Origin of the sequence: Paracoccus alcaliphilus (genome assembly GCF_028553725.1) — a bacterium.
In the GTDB taxonomy this organism is placed as follows: domain Bacteria; phylum Pseudomonadota; class Alphaproteobacteria; order Rhodobacterales; family Rhodobacteraceae; genus Paracoccus; species Paracoccus alcaliphilus.
The window spans coordinates 299,406-317,894 of record NZ_CP067125.1; the positions used below are offsets into that span (position 1 = coordinate 299,406).

At 61.9% G+C, this 18,489-nt stretch carries 15 protein-coding genes; 10 read left to right on the forward strand and 5 right to left on the reverse strand.

Annotated elements, in window-relative coordinates; all coding sequences use genetic code 11:
- Window positions 1–4: 4 nt before the first annotated feature.
- From JHW40_RS19760 to JHW40_RS19770, 3 genes are all read right to left on the reverse strand, one after another.
- Window positions 5–1,006: a TAXI family TRAP transporter solute-binding subunit gene (locus JHW40_RS19760; protein WP_090610439.1), complete on the reverse strand. Its 1,002-nt coding sequence runs from the start codon at window positions 1,004–1,006 to the stop codon at window positions 5–7.
- Between the two features lie 169 nt (window positions 1,007–1,175).
- A complete protein-coding gene (locus JHW40_RS19765) occupies window positions 1,176–1,808 on the reverse strand; it encodes a GntR family transcriptional regulator (RefSeq protein WP_211657210.1) in 633 nt (210 codons plus the stop codon).
- A gap of 79 nt (window positions 1,809–1,887) precedes the next feature.
- Complete coding sequence (locus JHW40_RS19770; protein ID WP_090610437.1) at window positions 1,888–2,658, reverse strand: GntR family transcriptional regulator; 771 nt, start codon at window positions 2,656–2,658, stop codon at window positions 1,888–1,890.
- 103 nt (window positions 2,659–2,761) lie between these two features.
- Between JHW40_RS19770 and JHW40_RS19775 the strand changes: the two genes are divergently transcribed.
- From JHW40_RS19775 to JHW40_RS19805, 7 genes are all read left to right on the forward strand, one after another.
- Window positions 2,762–3,727 (forward strand): Bug family tripartite tricarboxylate transporter substrate binding protein, encoded by a 966-nt coding sequence (locus JHW40_RS19775; RefSeq protein ID WP_090610436.1) that lies wholly within the window; start codon window positions 2,762–2,764, stop codon window positions 3,725–3,727.
- A 71-nt stretch (window positions 3,728–3,798) separates the two neighbouring features.
- On the forward strand, window positions 3,799–4,338 hold the full coding sequence (locus tag JHW40_RS19780) for a tripartite tricarboxylate transporter TctB family protein (protein WP_090610435.1): 540 nt from the start codon (window positions 3,799–3,801) through the stop codon (window positions 4,336–4,338).
- Window positions 4,339–4,350: 12 nt separating this feature from the next.
- Complete coding sequence (locus JHW40_RS19785) at window positions 4,351–5,859, forward strand: tripartite tricarboxylate transporter permease (protein WP_090610434.1); 1,509 nt, start codon at window positions 4,351–4,353, stop codon at window positions 5,857–5,859.
- Window positions 5,860–5,909: 50 nt separating this feature from the next.
- Window positions 5,910–7,652: an L-arabinonate dehydratase gene (araD, locus tag JHW40_RS19790; protein ID WP_090610589.1), complete on the forward strand. Its 1,743-nt coding sequence runs from the start codon at window positions 5,910–5,912 to the stop codon at window positions 7,650–7,652.
- Window positions 7,653–7,661: 9 nt separating this feature from the next.
- Window positions 7,662–8,564 (forward strand): dihydrodipicolinate synthase family protein, encoded by a 903-nt coding sequence (locus JHW40_RS19795; RefSeq protein WP_090610433.1) that lies wholly within the window; start codon window positions 7,662–7,664, stop codon window positions 8,562–8,564.
- 7 nt (window positions 8,565–8,571) lie between these two features.
- Window positions 8,572–9,297 carry a ribonuclease activity regulator RraA gene (locus JHW40_RS19800; protein WP_090610432.1) on the forward strand — a complete coding sequence of 242 codons (726 nt, stop codon included), beginning with the start codon at window positions 8,572–8,574 and terminating at the stop codon, window positions 9,295–9,297.
- 122 nt (window positions 9,298–9,419) lie between these two features.
- On the forward strand, window positions 9,420–10,934 hold the full coding sequence (locus JHW40_RS19805; RefSeq protein ID WP_090610431.1) for an aldehyde dehydrogenase (NADP(+)): 1,515 nt from the start codon (window positions 9,420–9,422) through the stop codon (window positions 10,932–10,934).
- 239 nt (window positions 10,935–11,173) lie between these two features.
- Here the strand turns inward: JHW40_RS19805 and JHW40_RS19810 are convergent, their stop codons facing one another.
- Window positions 11,174–12,595 (reverse strand): alanine/glycine:cation symporter family protein, encoded by a 1,422-nt coding sequence (locus tag JHW40_RS19810; protein ID WP_090610430.1) that lies wholly within the window; start codon window positions 12,593–12,595, stop codon window positions 11,174–11,176.
- 243 nt (window positions 12,596–12,838) lie between these two features.
- Between JHW40_RS19810 and JHW40_RS19815 the strand changes: the two genes are divergently transcribed.
- Together JHW40_RS19815 and JHW40_RS19820 are read left to right on the forward strand one after the other, a co-directional pair.
- Window positions 12,839–14,146: a short-chain fatty acid transporter gene (locus JHW40_RS19815; protein ID WP_090610429.1), complete on the forward strand. Its 1,308-nt coding sequence runs from the start codon at window positions 12,839–12,841 to the stop codon at window positions 14,144–14,146.
- Window positions 14,147–14,205: 59 nt separating this feature from the next.
- Window positions 14,206–14,598 carry a hypothetical protein gene (locus JHW40_RS19820; RefSeq protein WP_139208102.1) on the forward strand — a complete coding sequence of 131 codons (393 nt, stop codon included), beginning with the start codon at window positions 14,206–14,208 and terminating at the stop codon, window positions 14,596–14,598.
- Window positions 14,599–14,815: 217 nt separating this feature from the next.
- Here the strand turns inward: JHW40_RS19820 and JHW40_RS19825 are convergent, their stop codons facing one another.
- Window positions 14,816–15,514: a cyclic nucleotide-binding domain-containing protein gene (locus JHW40_RS19825; RefSeq protein WP_090610427.1), complete on the reverse strand. Its 699-nt coding sequence runs from the start codon at window positions 15,512–15,514 to the stop codon at window positions 14,816–14,818.
- Window positions 15,515–15,763: 249 nt separating this feature from the next.
- On the opposite strand from JHW40_RS19825, the gene JHW40_RS19830 reads away from it, so the two are divergent.
- Window positions 15,764–18,481 (forward strand): nitrate/nitrite transporter, encoded by a 2,718-nt coding sequence (locus JHW40_RS19830; protein WP_090610426.1) that lies wholly within the window; start codon window positions 15,764–15,766, stop codon window positions 18,479–18,481.
- Window positions 18,482–18,489: the final 8 nt, after the last annotated feature.

Below are 18,489 nucleotides of genomic sequence, written 5' to 3' on the forward strand. Positions count from 1 at the left end.
CGTGTCATTCGACCTTGCCGGCTTCCTTGTAGAAACGCTCGGCACCGGGGTGAAACGGGATACCCGCGCCCTGAACCGCACTGTCCAGAGTGATCTGCTGGCCTTTGGCATGTCCCACGGCAAACAGCTTTTGCGTGTTGTCGTTATACAGCGCCTGAACGATGCCATAAATCAGGTCGTCCGGTTGGTCTGCACTGGTGACAAGCTGGGCACCGACCGAAAGCGTGTCGATATCGGCGTCCTGACCTTCATAGGTGCCGGCCGGAACCGTGTCGTTTGCGAAGAAGGTATAGGTCTCTCGCAGCGCGTCGATCTCGGATCCGGTGATGGGGACCAATGCGATATCGTGCTGGCTGGCCAACTCGGCGATCGCGCCGGCAGGATAGCCGCCCACGAAGAAAAAGGCGTCCATTGCGCCATCCCGCATGCGGTCCGCGGCCTGCTCCGGCTTGAGATATTCCGGTCTGATGTCGGATTCGGACAGGCCATATGCCTCCAGAATGATCTTGGCATCGACCAGCGTGCCAGAGCCGGGTTCATCCAGCGAGACCCGCTTGCCCTTGAGATCGGCGACCGAGGAGATTGCCGCGTCCTTGCGGGCCACGAGGTGAATGCTCTCGGGGTAAAGGTTGGCGATCAGGCGAAGCTTTTCGACGGCTGGCTGGTCTTCCCACAACCCGGTGCCGGTTTGCGCCCAATAAGCCACGTCGGACTGGCTGAAGCCCGCTTCCATCGCGCCACCGTTGATGGCGTTCACGTTGCCGACCGAGCCGTTCGAGGCAACCGCCGTCGCGACCAGCCCCGGAACGCCGCAGGATCCGCCATCCTCACATGCACGCGAACCCGGCGGGTTCGAGATGGCATTCGCGATCAGCCCGCCAATCGGATAATAGGTGCCTGCCGTACCACCGGTGCCGATACGGAAGAATGACATCTCTTGCGCCGATGCGGCATGGCCGAATGAGGCGGCGATTGCGATGGCCGCGAACAATGTCTTGATTTTCATGTGCATGTCCCTGTTTTCAGATCGTCTGGCTGGAGATTAGCCCAAAGCGGCGAACAACAACAACTGTTCAAGTTCCCGTGAATCCCTGGCTGCGTGACACCCCGACGGCGTGACATGCGGGCGCTGTCCGGAATGCTCGTCCCATATGGTGGCAGCAGCCGAATCACGTTCAGGCAAGGAAATAGTCGGGGTGAAGCTTGCGAAGTTTTGCGGCCATCCCGATCGACTGCGACAGGTGCTGCGCCATGGCCGCGCCGGCCTGCTCGGCCGAGCCTGCGCGCAAAGCACCGGCGATCCGGCGATGATCATCCAGGATGCGGGCGGTCTTGTCGCCCATCGGCAGGTGCAGGGCGCGTATGCGGTCTATATGGATGCTTTCCCGCCTGATCGCGTCATGGACGTGTTCCAGACCTGCCGCGATGAAAAGCTCTTGATGGAAGTCGTGGTCGAGCTGGGCAAAAAGATCCAGATCTTGGGTGGCGACATCCTCTTGCAGCCGCACCAGCCGGTCCAGCGTGGTATGAAGTTCCGGCCCGGCGGAATGTGCCAGACAGGTCGCGATCTCACGCTCGATGGTGCTGCGCAGGAAGTGGGCTTGCCGGGCCTGCTCGCCGTCGATCAGGGTGACGCAGGTGCGCGACTGCGGCTGAACCGCGACCAGCCCCTCTTCCTGCAACTGAAGTAACGCGTCGCGAATCGGGGTCGAGCTGAGGGCATATTGTTCCTGCAGCTGCTGGCGTGAAAGCGCCGTGCCGGGGGGCAGCTCGAGAGAAATGATCCGGCGGCGAAGATCTGCGCGCAAATCGCCCTCTCTTGTCTCGAATCGTTTTGGGTTTTTCATCTTTCGCTCATGCGCTGGCAGTCAGGTCGATTAACTGTTGTCATGTCTGCGTGTCGCGCAATCCGCCGCGACTGCTGCGGGCCAGTTCGCGGGTGGCCGGCCAGCGAAACAGGTCCGGATGTTTCGCGGCCATGCCGTCAACGCGCTGGACCGAGCCGGAAACATGGACCCGCAGCACGTCAAGGGCGGCCCGGGTATCATGCGCCTCGATCGCATCGACAATCGCGCCGTGCTGTTCGATCGGATGAAATACCTGCCCGTGTTCGATGGCCAGCAGATAGCGAAGCCTGTCGAGCTGTGCCTTGCGGCTTTGGATGAGCATCCAGATCTCACCCATTTCCTCCAGTTCGAAAAGCGCGTGGTGGAATGCGTCATCAAGCCCAAGAAAGCCAATGAAATCATTCCCTTCCAGCGCAAGGCGCTGGCGGGCTATCAGGCGTCTGGCGGGTGTGAGGTCCAGTGCTTCGCGGGCGCAAAGCTGCTTGATCAGGGGCGTTTCAAGGTTGATGCGCAGGAAATGCGCTTGCCGCACCGCGATCGGATCGAACGGCGTGACGAAAGTTGCGAACTGTGGCGCGACGTGGACCAGCCCGTCCTGCGCAAGCTGCTGAACCGCATCGCGCACCGGGGTGCGGCTGGTGCCATATCGCTCGCTCAGTTCCCGGTCGTTCAAAATGGTTCCGGGAGGCAGTTCAAGCGACAGAATCCGACGACGCATGTCGGCGTAGATGCTGTCCGAACGGGACCGGCGTCGGTGAAGGTGTTGCATGCTCAATATCCCCGGCGGTTCGGATACACCGCGCACGCCCATAACGCCAGCAGCGTAAAATCAGTTGATACTGACGCACAAATATATTAGTGCGCTAAACACTGGCATTTCAAGCCATGCGACTCAAACGGGGAGGAGAGCCTAAATGAGTGCGTTCAGAACATTGCTGTTTTCGGCGGCTACCATCACCGCGGTAACGGGGGCGGCCTTCGCTCAGACCGACTGGCCAAGCCAGACCGTCACTGTGATCATCGGTGCCAGCCCGGGCGGAGATACCGACTTCAATGCCCGCACCTTCGCCCGTTATTTCGAACAGGTGACGGGTGTATCGATGGTCATCACCAACATGCCCGGCGGTGGTGCGACGATTGCCACCTCGGCCGTGCGCGATGCCGCCCCTGACGGCTCGACGATCCTGTTCGGTCATACCGGCCACCTGATCGTGACCGAGGTTTCGGGTCTGGCCGACTATGGCATCGACGATTTCGAGATCTGCTGCATCCCGGCGGTGGACCAGGGCGCCGTCTTCGTGACCAGCGCGCAATCGGAAATCACGTCGGTCGAGGAACTGCTGGAACGCACGAACGAGGATCCGAATGCGGTGATCTTTGGCACTGAATTCGGGGGCTATTCGCACCTGCAGGGTCTTCTGCTCATGAATGAAACAGGCGCTGAAATGCGTTTTGTCGATACCGGCTCGGCTGCCGAAAAGATCACCTCTTTGCTTGGTGGCCGCATTCATGTGGCGGGCATCGCCTATGGGGCAATCCAGGACTATCACGAGGCCGGTCAGATGGCAGTGCTTGGCCAGCCCAACGCGGAACGCAACCCGCTTCTGGGGGAAATTTCCACCTTCTCCGAACAGGGCATCGATTTCGTGATGAACAATCCGTACATCATCGCCTTCCCCAAAGGGACCGACGAAGCGATCATCGAGCGTATGGCGGAAATATCGGCCGAGATTTCCGAGATCCCGGAATATGCGTCCGATCTTGAACAAGGCTTCCGTCAGCCCGTGCTTTCTTACGGGCATGAGGAATCGCTGGAATTGCTGGGCACGATCCGCGACAATTACATGCAGTATCGCGACGCGCTGCAGGCGTCTCGCTGATATCTGGGCAAGCATGCGTCCGGCCCGCCCGGACGCATAATCTGCGAACTTTCTGACAAAGCGGATCAATCATGGCACAGTCCAGAACGAAGGGCCTTGTAGTCGGCGCGGCCATGCTGCTGACGGGCCTGATCTACTTCCTTCTTGCAGCCCGGGTACCGGGCTCCGGCGGCGTGGATGCCAGCTTCTTTCCCAAAGTGCTGTCGGCCGGAATGATCCTGCTGGGCGCCGTTCATCTGTTCCAGAGCTGGTGCCAGCCCGCCACCCCGGCGCCGCAGCCGGTCAGCGGCGACATCGTCGAGCAGGCCCGCGCCGCAGTCGATGATGAGGACGCGCCCGTCGGCGAAGGTGCCCCGGATTATCCCAGCGTCGTCTTCTCGCTGCTGCTGATCGGTCTTTTCGTGCTGATGATGCGGCCGATCGGCTTCGTCTTTGCCGCCGCGATCTATCTTTTCCTGCAATTCGCGCTGCTCAGCCCGTCCGGCAAGCCTGTCCCGTGGCTGCGGCTGGCGCTTCTGGCGGTGGTGGTATCGACCGCGATCTTCTTTCTTTTCCGCTATGGCTTCAGCCTGATGCTTCCGGCAGGCCCGCTGGCCCCATTCCTGTTCTGAGGAGCGCAGACGATGGTAGATCTTTTCGCCGCCGGCCTTCTCGCCGCAATTCAGCCCCAGATGCTGCTGCTGATCTTTCTGGGTGTGGTCGTGGGCATCATCTTCGGATCCATCCCGGGTCTGACCGCCGTCATGGCCATCGCGCTGTGTTTGCCCATGACCTATGGCATGTCGCCCGCCGCGGGCATGTCGCTGCTGGTCGCGCTTTTCGTGGGCGCGACCTCGGGCGGGCTCATCGCGGCAATCCTTCTCAAGATCCCCGGCACGCCATCCTCGATCGCCACGACTTTCGATGGTGGCCCGATGATGGAAAAGGGCGAGGGGGTAAAGGCGCTGGGGGCAGGGATCGTCTTTTCCTTTATCGGGACGATCCTGTCGATCATCGCGCTTGTCTTCATCGCACCGACGCTGGCGCGGGTGGCGCTGTCATTCGGCCCGCATGAGTATTTCGCCATCGCGATCTTTTCGCTGACGCTGATTGCGACGCTGTCCTCGGGCTCGATGACGACGGGCATTTTTTCGGGGCTGGTGGGCTTTGGCGTCTCGACGGTGGGGATCGCACCGGTCGATGCAACCCGTCGCTTCACCTTCGGCACGGTCGAGTTGAATTCGGGTTTCTCGATTCTCGCGGTGCTGGTGGGGATGTTCGCCATCGCCGAGGTTATCAAGGTGGCCGAAGGGGGCCGTGCGGGCAGCAACATCAAGATCATGGCCCCTGTCATGAAGGGCGTAAAGGGCTTCGGCTTCAGCATGAAGGAGTTCTTCGAGCAGATCCCCAACGCCTTCCGTTCGTCCGTCATCGGTATTGTCATCGGGATCCTTCCCGGGATCGGTGCCGGCACCTCGAACATTCTTGCCTATATCGCCGCCCGCTCGCGTTCCAAGACGCCCGAGAAATTCGGCAAGGGCACGCTTGAAGGGGTCGTCGCACCCGAGTCCGCCAACAATGCCGGGATCGGTGGTGCGATGATCCCGCTTCTGACCCTGGGCATTCCCGGTGATGCCGTCACGGCGATCCTGCTGGGTGGATTGATGATGCACGGCATCCAACCCGGTCCGATGCTGTTCGTGACGCAGGCGAGCCTCGTTTACACGATCTTCGCCGCACTTACGATTTCGGCAATCGTGATGCTGATCGTCGAATTCTATGGGCTGCGCATCTTCGTGAAACTGCTGGCCATCCCGCGTCATATCCTGCTGCCGGTGATTCTCGTGCTGTGTGCGGTCGGCGCCTTCGGCCTTGCCAGCCGCACCTTCGATATCTGGACGGTGCTGGGCTTCGGTATCCTGGGCTATGCCTTCGTCAAGGCGGGCATTCCCACTGCACCCTTCATCATCGGTTTCATCCTTGGTCCGATGGCGGAAACGAATTTCCGGCGCGGGCTTCAGTTGTCGCAGGGTGAGTACAGCGGCTTTCTGACCAACCCGATTTCCGGTGCTTTCCTCGCGCTGGCCGCACTTTCGATCGTCTGGCAGATCTGGTCGGGCTTGCGCAAGCGGCCCGCGCGGACAAGCAGCTGATGCACGACCGGCCCACCGCCATGGCAGCGCCCCGATCCAACGGAGACAAGATGACACGACCTGTCCGCAAGCAACCTTCCCAATTGCGTTCGGCTCGCTGGTTTGCACCGGACGACCTGCGCAGCTTTGGCCATCGATCGCGGTTGATGCAGCTCGGCTATTCACCCGAAGAGTTCATGGGGCGCCCGCTGATCGGGATCCTGAACACCTGGTCCGAGATCAACTCCTGCCATTCGCATTTCCGCGAACGCGCAAAGGACGTGAAGCGCGGCATTCAGATGGCGGGAGGCTTTGCTGTCGAAATGCCCTCGCTGTCTGTGGACGAAAGCTTCACCAAGCCCACCTCGATGCTTTATCGCAACATGCTGGCGATGGAAGTGGAAGAGATGATCCGTTCGCACCCCTTTGACGGGGTGGTACTGATGGGTGGCTGCGACAAGACCACGCCGGGTCTGGTCATGGGGGCGATTACCGCAGGCGTGCCGATGATCTATCTGCCCGCCGGACCGATGTTGCGCGGAAACTATCGCGGTCAGCATCTCGGTTCGGGATCCGACGCGTGGAAATACTGGGACGAACGCCGCGCCGGTAATATCGATGAGAAGGAATGGGAAGACTTGCAGGGCGGTATCGCCCGTTCGGCGGGTGTGTGCATGACGATGGGCACCGCCTCGACGATGACCGCGATCACCGACGCGATGGGCTTGACGCTGCCGGGCGCGTCCTCGATCCCAGCGGTCGATTCCGGCCACCAGAGGATGAGCGCGGATTGCGGCCGCCGCATTGTCGATATGGTCTGGGAGGACCTGACCCCCGACCGGATCGTGACTGATGCCTCGGTGCGCAACGCCGCCATCGTCGCCATGGCGACGGGCTGTTCGACCAATGCGGTGGTGCATCTGGTGGCGATGGCGCGTCGTGCGGGGGTGGACCTGTCGCTTGACGCGTTGGACGAACTTGGCCGCGACACGCCACTGATCGCCAATGTCCGCCCCTCGGGCAAGGACTACCTGATGGAAGATTTCCACTATGCGGGCGGGTTGCGCGCATTGATGGTGCAATTGCGCGACAGGCTGGACCTGTCCTGTCTGACCGTAACCGGGCGGACGATGGGCGAAAACCTTGAAGGGGCGAGGGTCTGGAACGACGACGTGATCCGCCCGCTGTCGAACCCGATCTATAAGGAAGGCTCGCTGGCGGTGCTGCGCGGTAATCTTTGCCCCGATGGTGCGGTGATCAAACCAGCCGCATGCGATCCGAAATATCATGTTCACGAAGGCCCCGCGCTGGTCTTTGACAGCTATCCCGAGATGAAGGCGGCCATTGACGACGATAATCTGGACGTCACCCCCGACCATGTGCTGGTGCTGCGCAATGCCGGGCCTCTGGGCGGGCCGGGCTTTCCGGAATGGGGGATGCTGCCCATTCCCAAGGCGTTGATCCGGCAGGGCCATCGCGACATGCTGCGCATATCCGATGCGCGGATGTCGGGGACATCCTACGGGGCCTGTGTGCTGCATGTCGCGCCGGAAGCCTATGTTGGCGGGCCGCTGGCGCTGTTGCGGACCGGCGATATCGTCAGGCTCGACCTGCCGCTGCGTCGGCTCGACATGCTGGTCGATGAAGCCGAAATCGTCCGCCGCCGCGAGGCATGGCAGCCGCCAGAGCCGCGTTTCGAACGGGGCTGGGGCTGGATGTTCTCGAAGCATGTGACGCAGGCCGATACGGGCTGCGATTTCGATTTCCTTCAGCACGATTTCGGTCGCGCTGCCGGTGAACCCGACATTTTCTGAGGCGAGGCAATGACTGAAGACATTCTTGGAAAGGCACTGGGCGGTATCTCGGGTATTCTCGTGACGCCTTATGACAAGGACGGGGAAATAGACCCGGCACGCCTTGCCCCCATTCTCGACCGTGCGCTTGGCGCGGGCGTGCACATGCCCGTCGTGAACGGCAATACCGGCGAATTCTATGCCCTGACGACCGACGAAGCCGTGACGATGGTGCAAGAGGTGGCCGGGCTGGTCGCCGGTCGTGCGCCGCTGCTGGCGGGCGTCGGGCGGGGGATCCGCGATGCACAGCGGCTGGCCCGCGCCTCGGCCGATGCCGGGGCTGCGGCGCTGATGGTCCATCAGCCCCCCGATCCCTTCGTGGCACCGCGTGGTATTGTCGATTACCTCAAGGCCGTGGCCGATGCGTCGGGCGGGCTGCCGATGATGGTCTATCTGCGTAATGACGCCATCGGCACGAATGCAATCGTGGATCTGGTCTCACTGCCCGAGGTTCGGGGCGTCAAATGGGCCACTCCAAATCCGCTGAAACTGGCCGAGGCAATAGCCGCTTCCGACCCTTCGATCACCTGGGTCGGCGGGTTGGCCGAGGTCTGGGCGCCCGCGCTTTATGCGGTTGGCGCGCGCGGTTTCACATCGGGGTTGATCAATGTCTGGCCCGAGATGTCCGTGGCAATCCACGCGGCACTTGAGGAAAGCGATTATGCCGGGGCCAACGCCCTGATCGCGAAGATGCGCGTGTTCGAAGACATTCGCGCCGAGGAGATGAACGGTGCCAATGTCACCGGGGTCAAGGCGGCCCTTCTGGGAATGGGTCTGGACTGCGGCCCGACCCGCCCGCCCTCGGCCTGGCCGCTGAACCCATCGCAGCAGGATCGGCTTGATGCTTTCCTGAAAACCCATGTTCTGAAGTGAGGCCCAGATGAGCAACCATACCCTTTCCGACGACACCCGCACAAAGCTGAAGCAGGTCTCGACCGCCTCGATCGCGACCGCCCTGTTCAAGCGCGGGCTGCGCAACCAGTTCATCCAGGGTGTCGTGCCGGTCGCGCCAAAGGATGAGAACATGGTCGGTCCCGCCTTCACCCTGCGCTATATCCCCGCGCGCGAGGATCGCAACCCGCTTACGGTCTTTCGCAATCCGGATCACCCGCAGCGCGTCGCCATCGAGACCTGCCCGGCCGGCCATGTGCTGGTGATGGATGGCCGCAAGGATGCCCGCGCGGCCACGGCCGGCTCGATCCTGATCACCCGGCTGGCGTTGCGCGGCGCGGCGGGGGTGGTGACCGATGCGGGAATGCGCGACGCGGAAGGCATCGGCAAGCTGGACATGCCCGCCTATTTCGCGAAGCCCTCGGCGCCCACCAACCTGACCCATCACGAGGCGCTGGACATCAATGTCCCGATCTCTTGCGGCGATGCGCCGGTTTTTCCGGGCGATGTGATGGTCGGCGACAAGGACGGGGTGATGGTGATCCCGGCGCATCTGGCCGACGAGATCGCCGATGAATGCACCGGCATGGAAAGTTACGAGGATTTTGTTCTGGCAGAGGTTCAGGCGGGCGCGGCGATCATCGGCCTCTATCCGGCGACCAGGGATGAAAACCTGAAGAAATACGAGGACTGGCGTGCCCGCACCGGACGATAGCAACAGCATGGCAGCCCATCCGCTGCCGGTTTCGGGACGACCTTTACCACAATCATAAGCGGGCCGAGCGCAGCGCAATTGTCTGCGACGCATCGGTCCGGCACGATCTGAAAGGATTTTTCATGACTTTCACTCCGCATGGCAAGCACTTGATCGCAGGCGAGTGGGTCGCCACCGATCAGCGTTTCAGCAGCGAACCGGCCCACGGCCCGACGCATGAGTTCTGGGTCGGCACGGTCGATCTGGTGAATCGCGCCTGCGAGGCGGCAGAGGATGCATTCTGGTCCTTCGCCTATTCCAGTCGTGCAGACCGCGCCCGCTTCCTCGACGCCATCGCCGACGAGATCGAGGCTCGCGCCGAGGCGATCACCGAAATCGGCAGCCAGGAAACCGGCCTGCCCGAAGCGCGGCTGCAGGGCGAACGCGGCCGCACCGTGGGCCAGTTGCGCCTGTTCGCAGATCATATCCGCAAGGGCGACTATCTCGACCGCCGCCATGATCGCGCCCTGCCAGACCGCCAGCCCATGCCGCGTCCCGATATCCGGCTGCTGGAGCGACCGATCGGTCCCGTGGCGGTCTTCGGTGCCTCGAACTTCCCGCTGGCTTTCTCGACCGCGGGCGGCGACACGGCTGCCGCATTGGCCGCCGGATGCCCGGTCGTGGTCAAGGGCCATTCCGCCCATCCGGGCACCGGCGAAATAGTGGCGGAAGCCATTGATGCCGCAATCAGGACCTGCAACCTCCATCCCGGCGTATTCAGCCTGATTCAGGGCGGCAGACGGGATGTCGGAACCGCGCTGGTCCAGCATCCACGGATCAAGGCGGTGGGCTTCACCGGCAGCCTTGCAGGGGGCCGGGCGCTGTTCAACCTTTGCGCACAGCGCCCCGAGCCGATCCCGTTCTTTGGCGAGCTGGGCTCGGTCAACCCCATGTTCCTGCTGCCTGCCGCGATGGCGGCGCGGGCCGACACGATCGGCAGCGGCTGGGCCGGATCGCTGACCATGGGTGCGGGTCAGTTCTGCACCAATCCCGGCATTGCCGTGGTGTTGGACGGCGCCGATGTCGACCGCTTTACCAAAGCCGCCGAAAACGCGCTGGCCGAGGTCGCTCCGCAGGTGATGCTGACCCCCGGTATCGCGAAGGCCTATCGCGATGGCAAGGCCCGCTTCGACGACCGCAATGCGGTAAAGCCGATCCTGACCACCGACAGCACGGATCGCCAGGCCCGTCCGAACCTTTATGAGACCACGGCGGAAGCCTGGCTTCAGGACCATGAGCTTGGCGAAGAGGTCTTCGGCCCTCTGGGCCTGATCGTCCGGGTCCGCGACGTGGACGAGATGGAGCGACTGGCCAGGGGGTTCGAGGGCCAGCTGACTGCCACGCTTCACATGGATGATGCCGATCTGTCCGTTGCGCAACGCTTGCTGCCGGTACTGGAACGCAAGGCGGGCCGGGTGCTGGTCAACGGCTTTCCGACAGGGGTCGAGGTCTGCGACGCCATGGTTCATGGTGGTCCATACCCCGCCAGCACCAATTTCGGCGCGACATCCGTGGGCACCATGGCCATCCGCAGATTCCTGCGACCCGTCAGCTACCAGAACTTCCCCGATGCGCTGTTGCCAGAGGATCTGAGGTGATTGGGGTGGATCTGGAAAACATGGTCTGCCAGATCCACCCCAATCATCATATCTTTCAATCTGCTGCCGCGTGTTAAGGGTGGATCGGCGGTACCCGGAAGACTTGTGCCGTCGCCGGGACGTGACCAGATGGGCCGGTCGCATGGGGCTTTCGGAAAAAGATTACCGGCCCTCTGTCCCGCAATCCCGTTGCCGGTGAGTATCGGCAACGGAAGCGGGGCGTGAAATGTGATGGCGCCTCAGTTCCAGATCTCGGGATCGACGCCTTTCGCCATCCCGGGGTGATCCTTCACATGAAAGCGCGGCACGGCGCCGGCCTTGCGCTGCTCGAAATAGTTGCGGGTCAGCGCGACCACCGTGCCCGACAGCGCCATGATCGCGATCAGGTTGATCGTCGCCATCAGTCCCATCGAGGCATCGGCCAGATCGAACACGGTCGTCACCGCCTGAAGCGCACCCCAGATCACCATGACCAGCACCAGCAGGCGCAATGTCGTCAGCCCGGCCCTGTTGCCGACGCCCAGAAAGGCCAGCGCCATCTCGGAATAGGCGTAGTTGCCGATGATCGAGGTAAAGGCGAAGAAGAAGATCGCGACCGCCACGAACCATGGACCGATCACGCCGATATGGTCGGCCAGCGCCGATTGGGTCAACTGGGTGCCGGTCAGTTCCCCGCCGGGCACATAGACGCCCGACAGCAGGATCATCAGCGCGGTGCAGGTGCAGATCAGGATCGTGTCGATGAAGACGCCGAAGGCCTGCACGAAGCCCTGGCTGGAGGGATGATGCGGGTTGGGCGTCGCTGCCGCCGCGATGTTCGGGGCCGAGCCCATCCCGGCCTCGTTCGAGAACAGCCCGCGCTTCACCCCGTTCAGCATCGCGGCCATGACGCCGCCGGTGATGCCGCCCGCGGCCTCGACCAGGCCGAAGGCATTGGCGATGATGTGCCACAGCATCGTGGGCACCTCGCCAAGGTTCATGGCCACGACAATCAGCGCGACCAGCAGATAGACCCCCGCCATGAAGGGAACGACCTTCTCGGCCACCACGGCGATCTGGCGGATACCGCCGAAGATCACGATGGCGGTCAGCGCGGCCAGCCCCAGGCCGGTGACCAGCTTGGGTATGCCGAAGGCGCCGACCATCGCATCGGCGATTGAATTGGCTTGTACCGCGTTGAAGACCAGCCCGAAGGACAGGATCAGGCAGATCGAGAAGATCCCGCCCAGCCAGGGCAGACCCAGCCCCCGCGCGATATAAAAGGCTGGACCGCCGCGATAGACGGCATCGGCCGAACTGGTATCCCTGACCTTGTAGAGCTGCGCCAGCGTCGATTCCGAATAGGCCGTGGCCATGCCGACCAGTGCCACCATCCACATCCAGAAGATCGCCCCGGGTCCGCCAAGGACCAGCGCCACTGCGACCCCAGCGATATTGCCGGTGCCCACCCGCGAGGCAAGGCTGGTGCACAGCGCCTGAAAGGGCGAGATCCCCTGCCGGTCGGTCTCGGGCGCCGCCGAGATCGAGCGGATCATCTCGCCGAAATGCAGGATCTGCTGGAAACGCAGCCGGATGGTGAAATAGACACCCACCGCCAGCAGGCCATAGATCAGAATGTAGCTCCAGAAGACCGTATTCAGAAAGTCGATGATCGCTGTCATGGCAGCATTACTCCCGTGTCTCTCTTGACCGGTATTATTCACGGAACTGTGACACGATTGCACAACCTCGGGCAATACATGACTGTCATGGACAGCCGGTTTTCGCCGCAACCCTGATTTTCATACGTCACCTGACCTGTCAGGGCAGGCAGGAGGGCAGGGCGCCGCACGGGGCCTTTCCCGGTGGACAGTCGGGATGATCGCGGCAAATCTCTCCGGGACGGATCAACGAGGAGTGCAAGCATGCTTAACGTCATTTCCCGACCGCTGGTCAGGCTGGTCGATCGGTGGTTGCCCGACCCCTATATCTTCGTGGTGCTGCTGACGATGGTGGTGATGATCGCCGCGATCGGCATCGAGGGGCAGGGTCCCCTTGCCGTGATCGCCATGTGGGGTGCGGGCTTCTGGGAACTGCTGTCGTTTTCCATGCAGATGTTGCTGGTGCTGGTCACCGGCTACATGATGGCCTCGACGCCGCTGGTGCGACGCATCCTGGAACGACTGGCGGATCTGGCGAACTCTCCCGGTGCGGCGATCCTGCTGGTCAGCTATGTCTCGCTGGCGGCAAGCTGGATCAACTGGGGCTTCGGGCTGGTCGTGGGCGCGCTGTTCGCCAAGGCCATCGCGCGCAAGGTGCGGGTCGATTACCGGCTGCTGGTCGCTTCGGCCTATTCGGGTTTCATCGTCTGGCATGGCGGGCTGGCCGGTTCCGTGCCGCTGGCCATCGCCACGGTGGGTCACCCGTTCGAATCCATGATCGGCGTCATTCCCACCGATCGCACGATCTTCGCAGGCTACAACTTGTTCATCGTGGTGGGGCTGTTCATCGCCGTGCCGCTGGTTAACCGGATGATGCTGCCCAAGAAGGACGAGCAGGTGCTGGTCGATCCCGCCCTTCTGGCCGAGCCCGAACTGCCCGAGATCACCCCCAGCACCCCTGCCGAGCGGATGGAGAACAGCCGCGTGCTCAGCTTGCTGATCGGGGTGTCGGGCCTGGCCTTCCTGTTCCAATATTTCCTGAACGCGGGCACGCTGACGCTGAACATCGTGAACTTCCTGTTCCTGTTCATCGCGATCCTGCTGCATGGCACGCCGCGCCGGCTGCTGGCCAGCCTGAACGAGGGCGTCAAGGGCGGCGCGGGCATCGTCATCCAGTTTCCCTTCTATGCGGGGATCATGGCGATCATGCTGAATTCGGGGCTGGCCGAGACGATCTCGCTGGCGATGATCTCGTTCGCCTCGGCCGAGACCTTCCCGTTCTGGACCTTCATCAGCGCGGGGATCGTCAACTTCTTCGTGCCGTCGGGCGGGGGGCAATGGGCGATCCAGGCGCCGGTGATCCTGCCCGCGGCCGAGGCACTTGGGGTGGATGCCGCGCGGGCCTCGATGGCGGTCGCCTGGGGCGACAGCTGGACGAACATGGTGCAGCCGTTCTGGGCGCTGCCCATCCTTGGTATCGCCGGGCTGCGGGCCAAGGACATCATGGGCTTCTGCACGCTGCATCTGGTGCTGTCGGGGATCATCATCTCGATCGGGCTGACCTTTATCTAGGTGCCATCCCTTATTAATCTCTGTTTCATGACCAGCGTGCTAAGGGGTTCGCGCTGGTCATGAGCATGCGTAACAAGCGATACTTCCGGCTAAGCGCGCAGCAGATGCGGCGACTTCGCTTTTCTTTCCCAAGGTGCAGGGCCGAGCGCGATCCGACGACTGCAAGGCTGCGCATACTCAGCGACAACAAAGGGCGACCGCTGGACTTCTTTCTCTTCCCCGGCAAGAAGGCCGACAGCCGCGGTGCCCTTGTGTTGCTGCGTCATTTGCCGAAAATGAAGCGCTTCCCGGGTAACAAGACTTATGATGCCGATTGGCTGCGCGACGACCTCAAGGACCGCGGGATGCGCCCCTGCATCCCACCCGAGGCAAGAAGCGCAGAAAACCCGCCAGATACAGCAAGCGCCCTTATCGCAAGCGCGACCGCATCGAGAATCGCATCGGTCGCCTGAAAGACTGGCGTGTATGAGCGATGCGGCGGCATCTTCTTCAACGCCGTCATCCTGGCCGCGATCATCATCTTCTGCTTGTGAAACTTATAGGGATGGACCCTAAACCGCCGCACTCCTTCGGTTGCCGCTTCCGCGCCTTGCGGCAGGTCTGGCCCTGTATTTGCAGCTGATCGCAGCGCACCCGCTGCGGGCTGAGGTCAGCCCGCTATCCTTACAATCAAATCGAGTGATCATCGATGAGGGGGGTCGGTTTTGCGAACCTCTCCAGATCGGCCTGATCGTCAATGTAAATGCGCGGTCCCTCGACAGTGACACCGTATGGCTGAAGGCCCTTGAAGGCCCGGCTGAGATTCTCGGCGGTCATGCCCAGGACCGAGGCGAGACGGCGCTTTTCGAAATCCAGCTCGAAGGAACCTCCTCCGCCAGCACGCTTCTGATGACGCAGAAGATGGTTTGCCAGCCGTTCGAGCGAGGTCCGAAGCTTGAGATCCTTCTGTGCCTTGATGACCGAGCGATAACACTGCGCGAGTTCCGTCACTATCGCCCGGGCGAAATTGCCGTCTACATCGAAGACGGCGCGTACGTCCTGGCTGGGGATCAGGACGATCCGGCTTTTTTCCAGCGTTCTTGCAGACATCAGATAGGGGGCGTTTTTGATCGTTGCCGCCAGAATGAAGGTCGAGATCGGCCGCACGGTCGCGAGGCTGGTGTCGCGACCGTTCCATGTTGAAAACAGATCGACAGAGCCGGACAGGACGATGTGCAGAAAGTCGCTGGGTTCACCTTCGCCGATCAATTCGATCTGCGGAGGGAAATTATGCACATAGGCACCGCGCATGAGCGATTGAAAATTTGCCTCCGTCATTCCTGCAAACAGGCAGAGGGCCCGAATCTCCGGATACTGTGCCTGTGGCATGTCCCTGCACTCCGCATAGGTTGTCAGATCACCGCATCATTTGATTTTTGTCAAGTCATCAATTGATTGCCAAAAGCAACAGATTGATGTGGCAATGAGGCTGCGACAACAAATTTTGTTGGGTCATTTATTTCGCTACGATCGCGGTCTCAGTGTGATCTAGATCAATATTTATGGTCCGTTCCGTCAGTACGTCTGCTTGCGATCCCTTCCCGGGTGACCACGCCATTCTTGCCGGAGCTCTCTGTCATGCAATCTGCCGTCACAGTCTCACGCGCTGATCAGACGCGAGCCTTGAGCCTGAGCACAATCGCCTTCACCACCTGTTTCGCGGTCTGGACGATCTTTTCCATCATCGGGGTGGCCATCAAAGGCGAGTTGGGTCTGAACGACACCCAGTTCGGCCTGCTGGTCGCCACTCCGGTCCTGACGGGATCGCTGACCCGGATATTTCTGGGTGTCTGGACCGAGAAATACGGCGGACGTCTGGTGTTCTCGGGCCAGATGCTGCTTGCGGCAATGGCGACCTGGGCCCTGACCTTTGCCGATACGTACATCATGTATCTGGTCGCGGCTTTGGGCGTGGGCCTGGCGGGAGGGTCGTTCATCATCGGCGTGGCCTATGTCAGCCGCTGGTATGACGCGGGCCACCAGGGCGCGGCGTTGGGCATCTTTGGGGCGGGCAATATCGGCGCGGCTGTGACCAAGTTTGTCGCCCCTTTCGTGATGGTGGCCTATGGCTGGCAAGGGGTGGCCAATATCTGGGCTGCCGCGCTTGCCCTGATGGGCGTGATCTTCTTCGTCTTTGCCAAGGACGACCCGATGCTGGTCGAGCGACGCAGGACGGGGGCCAGGGCACCCGGCTTTGCGCAACAGTTCGCGCCGCTGAAGAAACTGCAGGTCTGGCGTTTCTCGCTCTACTATTTTTTCGTGTTTGGTGCTTTCGTGGCGCTTGCGCTGTGGCTGCCGCATTACCTGATCGACGTCTATGGCGTTGACGTGCGCACGGCCGGCATGGCGGCCGCGACCTTCAGCCTGTCCGCCAGCCTATTTCGAGCCTATGGCGGGCTTCTGTCGGACAAGTTCGGGGCGCGGTCCGTCATGTACTGGACCTTTGGCTTTTCCATGCTGTTCCTGTTCATGCTGTCCTATCCGCCCACCGACTATGTCATCCAGGGCAAGGATGGCGTCATCGCCTTTTCTACCAGCATGGGCCTGTGGCCCTTCATCGCCACGCTCTTTGCGCTTGGTTTCTTCATGAGCCTTGGGAAGGCCGCGGTGTTCAAGCACATCCCGGTCTATTATCCAAAAAATGTGGGTGCGGTCGGGGGTCTTGTGGGCATGATCGGCGGCCTGGGCGGCTTTGTCCTGCCCATCGCCTTCGGTGCGCTTCTGGACCTGACGGGCATTTATACATCGTGCTTTGTGCTGCTGTTCGTGCTGGTCGCCATTGCGCTGACCTGGATGCACCTGTCGATTCGCGTGATGGAACGCGCCGCACATGGTGAGGTGCTGGACCGCCTGCCACAACTGCCCGAGATGCAGTCGATCCACCATCCGGAACGCACCGCCATGCCGCGCGTGCTGGAGGACTGGCGTCCGGAAGATCCACAGTTCTGGGCCGGAAAGGGCCGGACCGTCGCGCGGCGCAACCTGTGGCTGTCGATTCCGGCGCTGCTTCTGGCCTTCTCGGTCTGGATGGTCTGGTCGATGGTCGTGGCGAAGCTGCCGCTGATCGGCTTTGCCTTCACGTCCGAGCAGCTGTTCTGGCTGGCCGCAGTTCCTGCGCTGTCAGGGGCGACGCTGCGGATATTCTATGGTTTTATGGTGCCGATCTTCGGTGGCAGACTTTGGACGACGCTGTCCACCGCATCGCTGATGCTTCCCGCCATTGGCATCGGCTATGCCGTGCAGAACCTTGACACCCCCTACTTCATCTTCCTTGTGCTGGCCCTCTTGTGCGGCCTTGGCGGGGCCAACTTCGCCTCATCCATGGCCAATATCGGTTACTTCTTCCCCAAGGCCGAAAAGGGCAACGCGCTGGCGCTGAACGCAGGTCTTGGCAATCTTGGCGTCAGCGTGATGCAGTTCCTGGTGCCGCTGGTCATCTCGATGGGTGTCTTCGGTGCCATGGGCGGGGCACCGCAAGCATTGACCGACGGCAGCGAGCTCTGGATGCAGAACGCGGGCTTTGTCTGGGTGCCGTTCATTATGATCTCGACCATCGCCGCATGGCTGGGGATGAACGACATCGCAGATGCGAAGGCCAGCTTTGCCCAGCAGTCGGTAATCTTTGGCCGCACACATAATTGGCTGATGTGCGTCCTCTACATCGGCACGTTCGGCAGCTTCATCGGCTACTCGGCGGGCTTCCCGCTGCTCAGCCGGATCGCCTTTCCGGATATCGACTCTCTGCAATACGTCTTCCTCGGGCCGCTTATCGGTGCGTTGTCCCGCGCCGGCACGGGCTGGGTTTCCGATAAATTCGGCGGCGGGCGCGTCACCTTTTGGGTCTTCGTCGGCATGACCGTCTCGGTCCTTGGCGTGATCCTTTCCCTTCAGGCGGGCAGCTTTGCGGGCTTTTTTGCGGGCTTCATGGCGCTGTTTTTCTTTACCGGGGTCGGCAACGCCTCGACCTTCCAGATGATCCCCATGATCATGGGCCGGGAAGTGCCCCGCCTCATGCCGCAGCTGACCGGCACGGACCGTACCCGCCAGATTGCCATGGAATCGGGCGGGATCGTCGCCTTCACCAGCGCCATCGGGGCCTATGGCGGGTTCTTCATCCCCAAGGCCTATGGCTCCTCCATCGCCATGACCGGAAGCCCGATCGGCGCGCTGTGGCTGTTCCTGGCCTTCTATCTTCTGTGCCTTGCCATCACCTGGGCTGTTTATACGCGTCCGGGCGGGCTTCTCCATGATATCGAGCGCGGCCGTGCCATCGCCGCCACCCACCCTGCAGAATAACGAAAGGA